12 protein-coding genes are annotated in these 15,849 nt (G+C 51.9%); 3 read left to right on the top strand and 9 right to left on the bottom strand.

Annotated elements, in window-relative coordinates; genetic code table 11:
* Positions 1–33: 33 nt before the first annotated feature.
* From IQ268_RS05095 to prfB, 7 genes are all read right to left on the bottom strand, one after another.
* Positions 34–1,341 (bottom strand): aminopeptidase P N-terminal domain-containing protein, encoded by a 1,308-nt coding sequence (locus IQ268_RS05095; RefSeq protein WP_193876202.1) that lies wholly within the window; start codon positions 1,339–1,341, stop codon positions 34–36.
* Positions 1,342–1,404: 63 nt separating this feature from the next.
* Positions 1,405–2,181 (bottom strand): MBL fold metallo-hydrolase, encoded by a 777-nt coding sequence (locus IQ268_RS05100; protein ID WP_193876290.1) that lies wholly within the window; start codon positions 2,179–2,181, stop codon positions 1,405–1,407.
* A gap of 334 nt (positions 2,182–2,515) precedes the next feature.
* Positions 2,516–3,151, bottom strand: coding sequence for an aminodeoxychorismate/anthranilate synthase component II (locus IQ268_RS05105; RefSeq protein WP_193876204.1), 636 nt, complete (start codon positions 3,149–3,151; stop codon positions 2,516–2,518).
* Positions 3,152–3,240: 89 nt separating this feature from the next.
* Entirely contained in the window at positions 3,241–3,690 is a 450-nt protein-coding gene (locus IQ268_RS05110) for a diacylglycerol kinase family protein (protein ID WP_193876206.1), read from the bottom strand.
* Positions 3,691–3,850: 160 nt separating this feature from the next.
* Complete coding sequence (ybeY, locus tag IQ268_RS05115) at positions 3,851–4,486, bottom strand: rRNA maturation RNase YbeY (protein ID WP_193876208.1); 636 nt, start codon at positions 4,484–4,486, stop codon at positions 3,851–3,853.
* 9 nt (positions 4,487–4,495) lie between these two features.
* Positions 4,496–4,744: a DUF3285 domain-containing protein gene (locus tag IQ268_RS32075; RefSeq protein ID WP_228035097.1), complete on the bottom strand. Its 249-nt coding sequence runs from the start codon at positions 4,742–4,744 to the stop codon at positions 4,496–4,498.
* A 195-nt stretch (positions 4,745–4,939) separates the two neighbouring features.
* Positions 4,940–6,062, bottom strand: a protein-coding gene (gene prfB, locus IQ268_RS05125; protein ID WP_193876294.1) for a peptide chain release factor 2 whose coding sequence is annotated in 2 segments (ribosomal slippage) — positions 4,940–5,989 and positions 5,991–6,062 — 1,122 coding nt in all. Because the reading frame shifts where the segments join, the coding sequence is not laid out codon by codon here.
* 689 nt (positions 6,063–6,751) lie between these two features.
* Between prfB and IQ268_RS05130 the strand changes: the two genes are divergently transcribed.
* Together IQ268_RS05130 and IQ268_RS05135 are read left to right on the top strand one after the other, a co-directional pair.
* Positions 6,752–8,116 carry a type IV pilus twitching motility protein PilT gene (locus IQ268_RS05130; RefSeq protein ID WP_193876210.1) on the top strand — a complete coding sequence of 455 codons (1,365 nt, stop codon included), beginning with the start codon at positions 6,752–6,754 and terminating at the stop codon, positions 8,114–8,116.
* Between the two features lie 134 nt (positions 8,117–8,250).
* Positions 8,251–9,060: a circadian clock KaiB family protein gene (locus tag IQ268_RS05135; protein WP_193876212.1), complete on the top strand. Its 810-nt coding sequence runs from the start codon at positions 8,251–8,253 to the stop codon at positions 9,058–9,060.
* A 77-nt stretch (positions 9,061–9,137) separates the two neighbouring features.
* Here IQ268_RS05135 and IQ268_RS05140 read toward each other — a convergent pair whose 3' ends face one another.
* A complete protein-coding gene (locus IQ268_RS05140; protein ID WP_193876214.1) occupies positions 9,138–10,667 on the bottom strand; it encodes a thioredoxin-like domain-containing protein in 1,530 nt (509 codons plus the stop codon).
* A 59-nt stretch (positions 10,668–10,726) separates the two neighbouring features.
* Positions 10,727–12,826, bottom strand: a complete 2,100-nt coding sequence (locus IQ268_RS05145; protein ID WP_193876216.1) for a DUF6130 family protein — start codon at positions 12,824–12,826, stop codon at positions 10,727–10,729.
* A 751-nt stretch (positions 12,827–13,577) separates the two neighbouring features.
* Here IQ268_RS05145 and psaA point away from each other — a divergent pair.
* Positions 13,578–15,836: a photosystem I core protein PsaA gene (gene psaA, locus IQ268_RS05150; RefSeq protein ID WP_193876218.1), complete on the top strand. Its 2,259-nt coding sequence runs from the start codon at positions 13,578–13,580 to the stop codon at positions 15,834–15,836.
* Positions 15,837–15,849: the final 13 nt, after the last annotated feature.

The raw sequence follows: 15,849 nt of genomic DNA on the forward strand, positions 1-15,849 counted from the left end.
GCAAAATCATAGAGGCATTTAGCGTCAATGGCTCTACTGTTCCATTTCGCTCACCGCTTTCGGCACACCGTCTGTCAGTATTTCGTACCCGGTTGATGTCACCAGCACATCATCCTCAATTCGTATCCCAATGCCGTGCCAACGCGGATCAACCTCTGGTTGCCCGTCTACTGGCTTGATCGTAGGAGAAATGTAAATTCCCGGCTCAATTGTTGTTACCTGTCCTGGTTCCAGCGTGTGAGCTGTCTCGCCATGCTGGTACACACCAACATCATGCACATCCAACCCCAACCAGTGCCCGGTTTTGTGCATGTAGAAGGGTTTATATTTCTCCTCTTTGATAATGTCTTCGCGATCGCCCCTTAATAACCCCAAATCGATCAACCCGTCCACAATTACCCCTACTGCCGTTTCATGAATATGGCTGTAAGGGTTGCCTGGTTGCACTTGCGCGATCGCCTGCAACTGCGCTTCTAGCACAATTTCGTAAATCGCTTTTTGCTCTGGCGTAAACCTTGCCCCTACAGGAAAGGTGCGGGTGATATCTGAGTTGTAATATCCATAGGCGCAGCCCGCATCAATTAACAGCAGATCCCCGTCCTGCATTTGGCGATCGTTTTCCGTATAGTGCAACACGCAGGCATTGGCACCGGATGCCACAATCGATGGATAAGCCGGACTGGTTGCCCCGTTTAGCCGAAACGTATGCTCAATCTCGGCTTGCACCTGATACTCATAGCGTCCCGGTCGAGCAAAATCACGGGCGCGGTTGTGCGCTTCGGCGGCGATCGCGGCAGCGGTTCGCATCAGTTCCAGTTCGGTAGAACTCTTGATTTGCCGCATAGCGTGCAGCAGCGGCCCCACATCTTCGATCGCCGTTGGTCCTGTTCCTCGTTTGGCATAAGTTGCCATGAACCGCTGCCACTGGGTTAAGATTTTGTCGTTGAAGGCGCGATCGCGTCCCAGTCGGTAGTAGATGCGATCGGCTTTCTCAAGATAGTGGGGCAGTTTTTCATCCAACTCCTCAATCGGATAAACGGCATCTGCACCAAAGCGCTCTTTCGCCGCTTCAACCCCTACTCGATAGCCCGTCCATGTCTCCCGTTCCGGATCTTTGGGCTGCACAAACAGCACAAAGCGATGCTCTTCGTGGTGGGGAGCCAATACAGCAACGGCCTGCGGTTCGTTGAACCCGGTTAAGTAGTAAAAATCGCTGTCCTGCCGAAAGTTGTACTCCACGTCGTTATGCATTACTGCCATTGGGGCACTGCGGAAGATGGCAGTACCTTTACCAAGCTGGGTCATCAACTGCTCACGACGCTGGGAGTACTCTGCTGGCATAGGAATAAGAAATGGAATGTAATTGGCAATACAGGGAGGCGATGAGCCGCACTCATCACTAACTTAGAACCTGTAGCTTAAAACTTCAATCCTGCTGCCAGAGTCGGGTAAGTCGCTCCGCCCAATAGTGACCGTATCTCCATTGGCACGGCGCACTGGCGTACCGTCCATCGCAGACAAAAACTCGTCGATTGAAGCAATATTGCAAGCGTTCGCATCGGCAGCTTGCGTCCGGTAATGGGTTGGAATAATCACTTTGGGGTTTAATACCTGAATTGCTGCTTTTGCCTCTTGAGCGGTATACGCTTTAGGCCCGCCACCAACTGGCAGTAGCAGCACATCCGGGCGACCCAGAAGAATCTGTTGTTCTACCGAAATGGGAGCCGCCGCTCCACCCATATGCAGCAGATTGACACCCCCCTGGTTCCAACGCCATGCCACGTTCATGCCAAATCGTCGTCCACCGACGCGATCGTGCTCTGTACTAATGCCTTGAACCTCTATTCCTTGAACCTCAAAAATGCCAGGTTCAGACAACAGACGTGGACTACCGGGAATCCCTTCAACCACGCCTTCGTCCAGCAAGCGGCTGCTAATCATCACCAGATCAGTTGCCACCTGAGGCGGACGGTATCCAGCCGTACACCCAATGGGACGATAGGGATTGACCAAAACGCGGCGGCCATTTCCAGTAAATAGAAAACAGGTATGCCCCAGCGATTGAATCGTGACTGACCCGCTAGCTTGGGCTTGAGCCGGTTGCAGCCGACTGATGATGCCCGTTCCTGCCATCGCCAAGATTCCTGCCCCTGCATACCGAATGAGTTGTCGCCGCTTCATCATGGTTCTACTTCTCTTATTCAGTCGATTCAACGTCCGTCTTCAACAGTGAACTTGCAGCCGTTATGGTTTGAGGGCTTCAGCGCTATGTGGTTGAATTGCATAGTGACAACGGCTTGACGCTTGCAGCCAAAATAGCAACTCCTAGCTTACAGCGATTTCTGCCACCCGCTCACCGATTCCGGTGGACTCATCGACGGGCAACAGGGACGTTCAGTTTCCAGAATGGGTCAGCATCAGTCAGGGAAATAGAGTTTTGTCTCTCTCCCTTGTCCTGATGTTATGCAGGATGAGGCGGTCAGGGCACCAATCGCACGTTAATCGGCTAATTCGGTTATGACATCGCTACCGCAGACGGCTGTTCATGGTTCGGCTGGCGGTGTTCTAGCGATCGCAAAAAATTTCGCAGCAGATCTTTGCCAGACTCCGTCAAAATACTTTCTGGATGGAACTGAACCCCCTCCACATGGGGATACTCGCGATGGCGCACTCCCATAATTGTGCCGTCTTCTACCCAGGCCGTGATTTCTAAGATCTCGGGACAGGTTTGTGCCTCAATTACCAGGCTGTGATAGCGCGTAGCAACCAGCGGATTTTCAACCCCTGCAAATACCCCAATGCCTTTGTGCTGTACCTGAGAGGTTTTCCCGTGCATCAGCTCTGGTGCAGAGGTGATGGTGCCACCAAACACTTGACCGATACTCTGATGCCCCAGGCAAACCCCCAGGATTGGCATAGAAGGCCCAAAGGTTTCAATCAGGTCAAGAGAAATGCCAGCATCCTCTGGACGACCGGGGCCTGGAGAAATCACGATGCCATCCGGTTGTAGCGCTCGAATTTCATCCAGGGTAATTTGGTCGTTGCGGTACACCAAAATCTCGGATGCGACAGGTAGCTCTGCCCCCAATTCCCCTAAATACTGCACCAGGTTATAGGTAAAGCTGTCGTAATTATCAATAACAAGAATCATTGGGAATGGTTAATGGGTTGAACATTAGGATCACTGCAAGCTTGGCGGATTTTGAACCAGTTGGCGACTTGCCCTATGTCGTCTGTATGTTAAAGAGTCGTTTGCACCAGCTCAAACAAAGGCGGCAGCAACAGCACACTAGCCACCAGGATAGCTACAAAGGCTGAAACCAGGACGGCACCTGCCGCACAGTCTTTAGCAATCTTGGCGAGTTCGTGATAAGTCTGCTTGACGGTGAGATCTACTACGGATTCAAGGGCGGTGTTCAACAACTCCATGGTCAAAACCGCTCCGATCGTTAACCCGATAATGCAAACTTCAATCGAGCTGAGGTGGAGCAACATGCTGAGCGCGATCGCCAGCGTGCCCACGGTTAGATGAATTCGGAAATTTCGCTGTGTGGTGAAGGCGTAGCTTAACCCAGCCCAGGCATAGGTGAAACTAACCATTAAGTTAGAAGCGACCTGCCAGGAGAGCGTGCGGTTAGGCTTAACAAGCCGGGTGTGAGGCAAATTCTCTGTCGAAACTTCTGGAGACATAGACATCACTAATAAGCAAACAACAGCGGCTACGTTGAAACAGAAGTGTATTAATAGAACGTTGTAATGTTTATAACTTCGGTATCAGCAGCAAACTTTTTAGAAAATAGCTGAGTTAACCCATGTTACAACCTACCTCACCCTGGTCAACGTTTTCCTCCTACTCATAGTCAGCCTTGAAGCCAACTAGCTGTAGTAACTCTTTCTGCTGCATTAACATGCAGGTTAAGCTGGCTTCATCCGGATGATCCCACCCTAGCAAGTGAAGTAAGGCGTGAGCCGCCAGCCAAACTAGCTCCTGCTCCAGGGAATGCTCCTGTTGCTGAGCTTGACGATAGGCCGTTTCTACAGAAATAACAATGTCACCCAGATACAACGGTGTTGCGCTCTGAAGCTCTTCTGGTAAAGGATACTCCGCTTCTAACGCAGCAAAGGCTAAAACGTCGGTAGCCTGATTTTTCTGACGATATTGCTGGTTTAAGCGGCTAATTTCTCGATCGTCTGTTAACCGCAGAGTAAGTTCATACGCTGGAGCCGATGGGCGATCGCTCGACAAATGCTCTAGCCAACGGCAAAACCATCCTTCCCATGCCGCTTCCGAAACAGGTGCAGAGGTCAACCTGTTTAAACCAACTAAACCAACCTCTCCTGATGACCTTGCTTCGAGCCAGTTTGTTTCCAGGCGAGTGGCCTGTGTTTCTGGCTCAGGGCTATCTGTACCGTCATCTATGGATGAATCTGCAAAAAAATAATCCTGCACATTGACTTCGATCTGTACAGGATGGGTTTCTAGCATCGCTTTTCCTTACCGAGTCAAATAGGCTAACCCAACCAGGAGTCCTAATAGCCCCACTGTGGTCAGGGTGAAATGAAACAATGACTTGCCGCCCTTCCGCACCATATTACGCATGGCTAGCTTGACATAGCTAGGCTGAGGCTGGGACGTAGATTGGGTTGACGGCATCTCTGCTCCTGGTGACTCAGGGGCGATTGCACCCGACTGACGATCAACAGATTCTGCTGATGCTTCAGGAACGTTGGAAGGTTGACTCATGAACCAAATCTCAGCTCAACAGATCACCGATCGATGCATGGGAACCACTGCAAAACTGGCTCTCCCAGGACATCGCACTTTCAATGTAACAAGCGGTTAAAAGATTGACTACCACCCTAAGACATTTGGCTGACCGCCCTGAGAGCAGGCCGGGAACTGGCCGCAGGGGCAAAGACGTTGCAATAGGGCGATCGCCTAAACGCTGGTTGCTTCAACCATCTGATTCTCCTGGCGCAAATTGTCCTGGATAAACTGATCAAGTTCACCGTTCATTACATCTTCGATCGCCGTCGTTTCAGTGCCCGTCCGCAGGTCTTTCACCATTTGATAGGGGTGGAAAACATAGTTGCGGATTTGGTTCCCCCAGGCCGCTTCCACCATGTCGCCCCGAATGTCTGCAATCTCTTGCGCCCGTTGCTCTTGGGCGATCACCAGCAACCTTGCCTTCAACAGCGCTAGTGCCTTCTCTTTGTTTTGCAACTGCGATCGCTCCTGCGTGCAGCGCACAGCTAGCCCTGTTGGTAAGTGGACGACCCGAACTGCCGTTTCTACCTTGTTCACGTTCTGCCCACCTTTACCGCCAGCGCGCGAGGTAGTGATCTCTAAATCTTTTTCTGGGATGTCCAGCTCTACCGACGAATCTAAAACGGGCATGATCTCAACCCCGGCAAAACTGGTCTGTCGCTTGCCATTGGCATTGAAGGGTGAAATCCTGACCAGGCGGTGCGTCCCTTTTTCATGCTTGAGGTAGCCATAGGCATAGCGCCCATCAATCTCAAGCGTGGCAGACTTAACTCCAGCCTCATCTCCCTCTGAAAGGTCGGTCATGTGAACTTTATAACCGTGGGTTTCACCCCAGCGAGTGTACATCCGCAGCAGCATCTCTGCCCAATCTTGAGCGTCGGTTCCGCCTGCTCCTGCATTGATGGTTAGAACTGCGCCGTTCTGGTCGTAAGGGCCAGAAAGTAACTGTTGCAGTTCCCACTGCGCCAACTCTCGATTCAGTTGATGAATCGTTGTTTCTGCCTCCTGAAGCAGGGTTTGATCGTGTTCTAGCTCCAGCAGTTCTAGAATGGCCTGCGTGTCTTCCAGGTTTGCTCGCCAGTCGTCTAGCTGCTGCACATGGGACTTCAGATCGTTGAGTTCCTGCAAAATCCGTTGTGCTTGGGTTTGGTCATCCCAGAAATCAGGCTGGGTCGCCAGTTGTTCTAAGTCCTGGATTTTTGCGGTCAGTGCTGGAATGTCAAAGATAGTCCTGAGTTTTACCCAGGCGATCGGATAACAATTCAACATCTCGTTTGAGATCAGACGTATCTATCACTGCTACAACCCTCTAAAAATTGAGCCAATCTTAATTATGGAACGTTGAGTATGACTTGTAATCACAGAACACGGACTATAGAGCTTTGTAGCTAGGCCGTGTCTATCTCCATACGCTCTATACAATTTTAAATCGCTACGGGTTTAAATTGCAGACTGCGATTTCGAGCGATCGACCCCTTTTGCCGCTCTTGCTAGCTTGAGAAGCACTGGCCTTGGAGATTGATATGACCTTGCTTCAATGTGGGCATACTGGAATGTGGGCATGTTTAGCCAACTTAGATGAAGAGGATGGAAAGGCACTGAACGCAGCTCGAACGCCTTCTGGTCTAGCCTGCCGCAGGCGCTAAGTCCCGATCTGGGGAAACTTCCGATCTGGTTCTGGTTCAAAGTCTCCGTTCGGTGAGCGTTCGCGTCGAAGCCCAGAGTCAGGGAACTTAGGGAGCAAACGCAGACCATTTGCTACTTTTCAAACAACCTCTAAGAAGGTTCAGCAAAAAGCAGGTATAAGTGTAAACAGACTCAAACTGTAAATCCCGGCTACTGTAAACCCTGGCTGGAGTCTGATCTGCCTCTTTAGTTATCTCTGTTGCGCTTAAATGCTCTGTCTGATTGAGTTTCTGGATTTGAACATCAATCAACTGTTCCAACCTTCGGCATCTTGCAGCTTTTACCAACGAGTGGTCTATGACAGAATCACAACGTCCGGTTACTCCCCCGCCTGCCCATCGAGCGCCGCCTCCGCCTCCACCCCCAAGACCGTCAGGCAACCCGACGGTGACTGGAGTGACCCAGCAGATGCCGTCTCAAACGCTATCGTCTCCGTCGGCTACTGCTGCCGTGAATTCGTCTGGCATTAAAAGTTCAGGAGAATCCACTGTGCCGACCGCCAAACCAGCTACTCCCCCTCCGGCCGCACCACCGCCTATGGGTGGGCACCGTCCAACGGCACCACCGCCACAGTCACTGAACCGGAGTGCGCCAACCGCAGGCTCACCCACGATGGCACAGTTGATTCGAGAAGCTTACGATAAAGGTTTCTCTGATGTGCATGTGGGTGTAGGAGAGGTTCCTCGTTTCCGTAATCGGGGTGAAATCGACACCACTGAATATCCCGTTACTGATGAACCCACCTTCTTTAGCTGGCTGCGAGAGCTGCTCACCGACGAGGAAATTAAGCGCTTCAAAGACCATCTCGATTTTGACGGTGCCGCTCAGTACGACTTTGCCAGGGTGCGGATCAATATCTTCGACTCGTTGCGCGGGCCATCGATGGTGCTCCGCTTGATTCCGTTGAAGATTCTGACGATGGAACAGCTCAACTTGCCGTCGGTGTTCAGGGATGTTTGCCACTATCACAAGGGGCTAATTCTGGTAACAGGGCCAACTGGTTCTGGTAAATCGACGACGATGGCCGCCATGATTGACTACATGAATCATGAGATGCCCAAAAATATTGTCACCATCGAAGATCCGGTGGAATTTGTGCATCAGAGCCGTAAGTGCTTGATCAAACAGCGTGAAGTGGGAATGCACACGCTCAAGTTTGATAACGCGCTCAAGGCCGCTCTGCGGGAAGACCCAGACGTGATTTTGATCGGTGAAATGCGCGACCAGGAAACCGTGAATACGGCACTTAAAGCCGCTCAAACCGGACACTTGGTGATGGGAACGCTGCACACCAACAGTGCCGTCAAAACCATCGAACGGATTTTGAACCTGTATCCGCCGGAGCAGCAAGCACCGATGCGGGTCGCGATCGCTGAATCATTGGTAGCTGTGATTGCTCAGGGATTGTGCCGTACTACGGATGGCAAGCGAGCCGCATTCCACGACATTATGATTAATACCGATGCCATTCGAGATTACATTCGCAAAGGAGAGATCGACGAAATTGAAGCGATCATCCCCAGATGTACCTTCGACGGTATGTGTTCGATGAACCAGTCCCTATACAAACTGTACGAAGCTGGACGGATTACAGAAGAAACGGCTCTGGAAATGTCGCCCAAACCAAACGAAATGGCTCAGATTTTGCGCGGCAGAGTTTAGGTTCGCCATTCTTTGAGGCTAAAGGCGGCCAAAGGCGGCTAAGTCTGGCTTGTTAGGAATGGAGGGGGAGTATAGACCAGTAACAGGCTACACCTGAGCCAATTCCTTTGGGTTGATGGCTCTGCACAACTGCTATGAACGATCGCTCCAACCGCAACTCTCCCTCCGACCCGAAGGTTTACCCAGATCCCCTATTCAAAGGAATCGCGTTATTTACCCCTGGAGGCGACCTCGTTTACTGCATCGATCCCCAAAAGCGGGTTCGCTGGCATCTGCAACTTTGTGCTGTGTTACAGGATCTATTGGTGTTGCCAGAGCTACCCCACTTTTTAGTGCCTTGCTATACGGCCACGATTGATCGGTGGATCGATCCCAAAACGCAGGCGGTACAGACATCGGCTGAGGCATGTCCCTTTGTGTTGCGGCATCAAGCTCTCTTGAATGCTGTGTTTGAAATGGGTGACTTTACCTGGCAAGTGGCACCCCATTCAGAAGACTTATGTGATTTGATGCTGATGACGACCTATCAGCATCAGTTTCCCCAGCTCTGGCAAAACCACGATCTGGTGGTTCGGTTTGAAACGGTTGAACCTCAAACGCAGGTGGAAGGAGACGATCGCCCAAATCTGGCCTGGTCTCCACGTCAACAGGCGCAAACGGCGCAAGGGTATGTACTGCGTTTGTTTGTCTCAGGTCACAGTGCTGCCACTGAGCGCATTTTGCAAAATCTGCATCAGTTGTTAGAAAAGTCGCTTCAGCAGCCCTACACGCTGAAAGTGGTAGATATCTACAAACATCCCGATTTGGCAGAAGCAGATCAGGTTGCTGCTACACCAACGCTGGTGAAGGCGTGGCCTCTACCCGTCAGACGGATGGTGGGGGATTTGAATGATGCAAACAAAATCCTGAGAGTGTTGGCAACAGTAGAACAGGTGGAGCCATAAGCCAGGACATTGCTGCACCGAGCTGACCATTGCCTGAATAGTGTAGATTCCTGAAGCGAAAGCGCGCTAACAGTCGTTCACAGGCAGATATGAGGCGCACACAGCCCTGGGAAGTTAAGCGTCGTAACGGTTTGTGTCTCAATCTCTATGCGTCGAATGGCGTGGTTGTTCGTATCGGCTACGTATAAATAGGAGCCTGCCCGACTCAAGCCCGACGGTTCTGAGAATTGTGCCTGAATGCCTTTGCCATCTTGAAGGGCTGGGGTACCGTTCCCCAGAATGGTTGTACATGTGCCTGTAGGAACATCCACCTGCTTGATTTTGTGGTTATAGGTATCTGCAATCCAGAGCTGATGCTGCCCCGCATACGCTACACCCAGACAGTGCTGAAGCCGAACATCGCTTCCTTGACCATCCACGTCTCCAAAGCCATAGAGATCGCCGCTGCCACAAATCGTTTCGACTTGGGGAGACCGTCCCAGGCGAACCGCCCTGATTGTACTACTTTCGCTATCGGCGACGAAGAGAGTAGTGCCATCGGTAGACAGGCCGCTGGGTTGGGCGAAGGCGGCCTGGTCGATCGCGCCATCTACACAAAACTCTGCCCCGGTTCCAGCATAGGTGCGGATCGTGCCCTCTATCAGGTTCAGTTGCCAAATCTGATGAGAACCCGCCATTGCAATCAATAGATAATGCTCTACCCGGTCTAAGTCCCAGGGTGAATTTAAGGGCGTTTCTAACCCTATGCCTTGATGGGGTTGAAGCTGTCGGCTCTGTTGCCCGGTTCCGGCGATCGTCTCAACTTGACGCTGGCGTAAATCCACTCGACGCAGGGCGTGGTTTTCGGTATCTGCTACATATAACCAGTGCTGCTGGCGATCGAACACCATTCCTTGCGGAGATGCAAACTGTGCAGACGTAAAGGTGCCATCGGTCAATCCGGGATGACCGTTGCCAATAATGTGTTTGATTTCACTGCCATTGAGAGACGTAACGATGATGCGGTGGTGTCCTGTGTCGGCAATGAATAGGCTATCACTGCTTTGATCGGCCAGTACCTTGCCCGGAAAAGCTAAGGGTGTGAGGATCGGCGATTTCTGTTGTTCTAGGAACCAATCGAGTTCTTCAAAACGAAGTGTTCCCTGCTGTTGATGAGCCTCAATTAAAGCGGCAATGAGGCGATCTAGCGCGTGGCGATCGCCCTCTCCTACCACCGACTGCACCACATATCCCTGTGGATCAATTACAACCAGGGTGGGGTAAGCTTTCACCGCATAGTGCTGCCAGACTTCAAGACCGTTATCCACCAGCACCGGATGCTTGATGTCGTAGCGCAAAATGGCCTGTCGAATGGCTGCAACATCTCGCTCATTGTCGAACTTGGCAGAGTGAACGCCAATTACAGTGAGGCTGTCTTTGTACTTCTGTTCTAGCTGCTTAAGGACAGGCAGAATATGCAAGCAATTAATGCAGCAGAACGTCCAGAAATCCAGAATGACCACTCGTCCTCGCAGGGATTTGAGGGACAAAGGATGTTCTGCTAACGATGTTGTGCCGTTTAACCAGAGTGAGTCTGGCGGCAGTTCGGGCGCACGTACACGAGCCATGGTGGTTGCTTTGCTGTGGCAGGCACCCCTTCACGCTAGCGAATACCAAACGTTGTTGGTTAATCAGGCGATCGAACTTCTGCGTTGGCTCCAACGGACGGGGTGATTTCGGACAGGTCTACTTTGGATGGTTCTGTGCTAGACGGATATGGCTCGATTTCCTCGCTCGCCGGAGGCTGAATGATTTCAGGCAGGGTGTCTTCAGGTGTTAATGGCCCTGGAGAAACAGGCGAGCGGAGGGGAAAGATCCCCGATGGTGCAGATTTGGACGGCGTTGAGGGTAGCGCCTCTGGTGAGGGCGATCGCTCAGGGATCTGGTCAACATCCGGCGGTGTTGGTTCCGGCTCAAACCCACCAGTGAATTCGGATGATGGCTCAGTCGCTTTTGTCTCTGGAGTCGTTTCCACGCGGGGCAAGTCTAGATCGGGAGCCTCCAACACGTCTGGCAAGGGTTGGGGTGACGGTAAGGTTTCTGTCGCTGGGCGACGGAAGCGATCGAAAAAGCCTTGTCTGGGTGCAGACGGAGTGGGTGCAACAGGGGGTGCGGGTGCTGATGGCTCCAACTCAGGCACAGGTTCAACCACTGCATCCTCGCTAGCACGGTCTTCACGGTCGGGTTCATCTAGCGGCTCGGATGGTGGAGATTCAGGGGTGGGCGGTTCGATCGCAGCAGGTGGAACCGGGGGGGATGTGGGTTCAACCGCAGGTGGCACCGAACGGCGACGGAAACGGTCGAAGAATCCCTGTCTGGGTGCAGACGGAGTGGGCGAAACGGTGGGTGTGGGTGCTGATGGCTCCAACTCGGGGACAGGTTCAACCACTGCGTCGTCGCTAGGCCGATCTTCGATCGTTGGCACCTCTTGGGGCACTGGCTCAGCCTCCCCAAACGGTGACGTTTCCTCAGGCGTGCCAGGAGATTCGATGATGGCGGGCGGCGTTGGCACTGGAGCAGGCTCAACGATTGGTGGTGTAGGCCGACGACGGAATCGATCGAACAACCCCGGTCGAGCCGATTTGGGTGGCGGAACCTCTTCAATCTCAGGTTCTGGAAGTGCTTCTTCGGGAGCCACTGGCGCGAGTTCAGGCGGAGAGATTGGCTTTTGTGGCAATTCTTCGACTTCTGGAAGCGTTGGTTCGGTCGGCAGTGGTTCAGGAGACGGCACCGGAACTGGAATCGGCTCAGGTGTTGGTGTTGGGCTTGGTTCCGGGATCGGCTCTACGTCAGGCGTGTAGGTTGGATCAACAATGCCACGCACGTCTGCGATCGCCAATTCACCACGAATCAGCTTAGAAAGCGTATCGGTTCCGTTTGGCTTGTAATCAATTAGCCGAACGGTGCTGTTAAACGGATTGGGAAACAAATTGCCATTTTCATCGAGTAACTCAAGCTGAACCCAGTTTTTGCCCGGTTTGAAGCCCTTGAGATAGATCGGCTCCCAGCGATCGAACACAAAACTCTCGCCGTTTACCGTCGCTCGAATACGCCAATCTAGAACGTCATCATCGGTTCTTTCCTGGGCCACCAGGTGTAGCGGTGCATTCGTGAGGTAGAAATCCAGCATAATTGGCTCTGCCCCATAGCTTCCTTTAGGACGGCTGTACGTTAACAGCGGCTTGCTGGGGTCAGGGTTATTGTCTGGCGTTTGCGTAAATAGATGGAAGGTTGTTTGGGCATATGCCCCTTCGTTCTTGAAGCTTTCGTGCCAGGGGCGGGAAGCAAATGCTCGGATGGTGTGCGTTCCAGGCGGCAGATCCTTTAAGACCAGCGGCTCATCGGCGTTGTATACCGCTCTGTAGGGTTCGTTATCGACAATGACATGTAAATGTGGCCCCAGATCCAGCTCCTCGTCTTTAAACAGAGGCAGATCTTGTACTTGAAAACGTACAGTGACCTGGTCGTCTTGCAACACCTCATTGGGCTTGGGTGCAAGAATGTTGACCTGGGGTTGATAGACTTCTAGTTCTCGCTTCAATGCCTGAATTACTTCGGCAGGGGCAGCCTCTGAGAGCCGTCCGGTTAGCGATTGTGGGGAACTCGATGTCCGAGATGACGGTGCGGAAGCCGAACGATCGCCCCCACATCCTGTCAAATTGAGTCCGAGAACGAGCACTAACCCTACAGCCAGTAGCCCTCTAACTGCCGTTTGTTGCCACTTCATCCCGAACACTCGACCAAGCTCCTATGCGATCGCCAATAATTTCGTATCGATCTGTCCATAGGGAACTATAGCCCGGATAGGGGCATCCAGCGTCGCAAAAGCCTCCGTTGTCCTGGGTGACTTTGTTTGGTTAAGGCAAACCTGAAGCGCAACCCACTTGACCTGGGTTGCGATCGCGGCTCACCCCTAACGCTTTCTTGTTTACAAAACTTATGGGTTTGAAACCATTTTCTTCATAAATTAAACCTTCTTTTTCTGCTACTAAATCTGCTGCTTAAAAACGTTCAAACAAAAAACAGGAAGTGCCAAGTCCGGGCTAACTGGAATAGGGTGTCCCTCTAGATTCTTCTATGGGGTGTATAGATCATTTCAAATTGTAAACAATCTACAATATATGGAATATTTTTTGTACCTAACTGTGGTTGGAAACTAGATATATTCAATATTTGCTCATTTTGAATTATTGTTAACTCTCCTTAAAGTGCGTCCAGATGCGGCTCTATAATGCACCAAAGACCCCCCCCAAGGTTGTCTACAACGCCCTCCGGGTTTTTAGCGCGGATGGCGATCGCGGTTAGTCCTCTTCTCAATAGCGTGGACTCTGAAACGTTACGACGCTCTCTCTGGGTCTCATAAGCCTGGTTCTGTTAATTGCTAGCTTGCTGATTAATTGAGAAGAGAAACACCGTCTAATTAAATACTTGGGGTGAGGGATACCTTCGTTCCTTGTCTAGAGAGAGGAGAGTCTCTAATGACAACTACCCCACGGGAGCGGGAGGCCAAAGTTAAAGTGGTGGTCGATAACGATCCGGTTCCTACTTCATTTGAGAAATGGGCTCAACCTGGTCACTTCGATCGCACTCTAGCTAGAGGTCCCAAAACCACAACCTGGATTTGGAATCTTCACGCCGACTCGCATGATTTTGATAGTCATACCAGCGACTTAGAAGATATATCCCGTAAGATCTTCAGCGCTCACTTTGGTCACTTAGCCGTCATCTTTGTCTGGCTAAGCGGCATGTACTTCCACGGCGCTCGTTTTTCAAACTATGAAGCTTGGCTGGCAGACCCTTTAAGCATCAAACCTAGTGCTCAGGTGGTCTGGCCAATTGTTGGTCAAGAAATTTTGAATGCAGATGTAGGCGGTGGCTTCCAGGGAATCCAGATCACCTCTGGATTCTTTCAAATCTGGCGAGCCTCTGGCATCACCAATGAATTCCAGCTTTATTGCACTGCAATCGGCGGTCTGGTGATGGCAGCTTTGATGCTGTTTGCTGGTTGGTTCCATTATCACAAGCGGGCTCCCAAACTGGAGTGGTTCCAGAATGTGGAGTCAATGCTGAATCACCACCTGGCTGGCTTGTTGGGTCTGGGTTGCCTGTCTTGGGCAGGTCACCAGATCCATGTGTCATTGCCCATTAACAAGCTCTTAGATGCCGGGGTTGCTCCTCAAGACATTCCCCTCCCCCACGAGTTCATCTTGAACTCTGGTTTGATGGCAGAGCTTTATCCGAGCTTTGCTAAGGGTCTCACTCCTTTCTTCACCCTTAACTGGGGTGAATATGCTGACTTCCTTACCTTTAAGGGTGGCTTGAACCCGGTAACGGGTGGCCTATGGCTAACAGATACTGCCCACCACCATTTGGCACTGGCTGTTTTGTTCATCATTGCCGGCCATATGTATCGCACCAACTGGGGTATCGGCCACAGCATTAAAGAGATCCTAGAAGCGCATAAAGGTCCTTTCACTGGCGAAGGACACAAAGGTCTCTACGAGAACCTGACCACCTCCTGGCACGCTCAGCTAGCCATTAACCTGGCGATGCTAGGCTCTGTCACGATCATCGTGGCGCAGCACATGTATGCGATGCCACCGTATCCATACCTGGCAACGGACTATCCCACGCAACTGTCTATCTTTACGCATCACATGTGGATTGGTGGATTCTTGATTGTGGGTGCCGGTGCTCACGCTGCTATCTTCATGGTTCGGGATTACGACCCCGAGGTGAACCAGAACAACTTGCTAGACCGTGTGCTTCGTCATCGGGATGCGATTATTTCCCATCTCAACTGGGTTTGTATTTTCCTTGGCTTCCACAGCTTTGGACTGTACGTTCACAACGACACCATGCGGGCGTTGGGTCGTCCTCAGGACATGTTCTCTGATACGGCGATTCAGCTTCAGCCTGTTTTTGCTCAGTGGATTCAAAACATCCACACGCTGGCTCCCGGTGCCACGGCTCCTAATGCGTTAGCTCCAGCGAGCTATGCGTTTGGCGGCGGTATCGCGGCAGTGGGCGGCAAGGTTGCCATGATGCCGATCGCCCTTGGTACGGCAGACTTCATGGTGCACCACATTCACGCCTTCACGATCCACGTCACTGTGCTGATTCTGTTGAAGGGCGTGCTGTTTGCCCGTAGTTCTCGCCTGATTCCAGACAAAGCCAATCTTGGTTTCCGTTTCCCTTGCGACGGTCCAGGTCGTGGCGGCACCTGCCAGGTTTCTGGTTGGGATCACGTTTTCCTCGGTCTGTTCTGGATGTACAACTCCCTATCGATCGCCATTTTCCACTTCAGTTGGAAGATGCAGTCGGATGTGTGGGGTACCGTCTCTCCAGATGGCTCTGTCTCTCATATCACCGGCGGAAACTGGGCAGCTAGCGCAATTACCATCAACGGTTGGTTGCGTGACTTCCTGTGGGCACAAGCAACTCAGGTGATTGGTTCCTACGGTTCAGCATTGTCAGCTTATGGTCTGCTGTTCCTGGGTGCTCACTTCGTCTGGGCGTTCAGCTTGATGTTCCTGTTTAGTGGTCGTGGCTACTGGCAAGAATTGATTGAGTCTATTGTTTGGGCTCACAATAAACTGAAAGTCGCTCCGGCAATTCAGCCTCGCGCTCTGAGTATCATTCAGGGGCGGGCAGTTGGGGTAGCTCACTACCTCCTGGGTGGAATCGTCACAACGTGGGCGTTCTTCCTGGCTCGGATCATTGCAGTAAGTGGATGAGCACGAGGTCTCG

It is taken from the genome of Oculatella sp. LEGE 06141, assembly GCF_015207605.1.
Lineage (GTDB): Bacteria > Cyanobacteriota > Cyanobacteriia > Elainellales > Elainellaceae > Oculatella.